1 protein-coding gene is annotated in these 765 nt (G+C 32.5%); it reads right to left on the bottom strand.

What is annotated here, in order from left to right; all coding sequences use genetic code 11:
- Positions 1-198: 198 nt before the first annotated feature.
- Positions 199-741 (bottom strand): SMI1/KNR4 family protein, encoded by a 543-nt coding sequence (locus AWE51_RS23330; RefSeq protein ID WP_066319028.1) that lies wholly within the window; start codon positions 739-741, stop codon positions 199-201.
- Between the last annotated feature and the right edge of the window lie 24 nt (positions 742-765).

The following is a 765-nucleotide window of genomic DNA, read 5'->3' as shown; positions in this document are numbered from 1 at the left end:
AACGGGTTGTGTATGAAACGTAGCGTGCAAAAAGACACTAATTTTTCGGATTAACACAGAGCCGAATTTTTATTTTTTGTTTTTATTTTTTTTCTCTTTTTAAAAGCCAAATTAAAAATTTGGTGGACTTTCTAAATATGCATAAACCTTTTGTTTTATAACTTATTGGCTATGTTTTATACACCGTGTTGTAGTGCGTTATTCTTCTTTTTGTTCTTCGTGTTCAATAGCTAATTCCTCAAGCATATTTTCAAAATTGGAGTATTGAAATTCAAATTGGTCATAAACTTCGTGATCCCAAAGAACAATTGGATAATTATTGTTTTCACATTTGGCTGTCGTATCAAAACATAGTAAACCCCAATCACTCCAACTGGCAAAAGGAATTCGCCCCGTTTCGATTAGATCTTCGCTTGGATATCCATCAAAAATCATTTCCATTAATTTAGCCCTCCAAGTATTGATTGGATGCGAGCAGAAAGAGCATTCCGCTATGTACAATTCATAAAAATGTTTGATTTTCAGGAATTTTTTATAACTATCCGGTAGTCTATGTCCAATTTCTTTTTCCAATTCAGATAATTCCAAATCCGTTACGGTACTCTGGATTGGTATCCAGTTTTTCCATTCCTTATTATTGTCAGCACTATTGTCCAACATTTCGGTTTCAACATCTCCAGGTTTTGAGTTTATTTCAAGAGAAACAATCTCATTCAGATATTTATTTATAATTTCTTCCATTTTTCACAATGGCATACAACGTTT

Source organism: Aquimarina aggregata, from assembly GCF_001632745.1.
GTDB lineage: Bacteria > Bacteroidota > Bacteroidia > Flavobacteriales > Flavobacteriaceae > Aquimarina > Aquimarina aggregata.
This window is presented reverse-complemented; position numbering and strand designations above follow the sequence as displayed.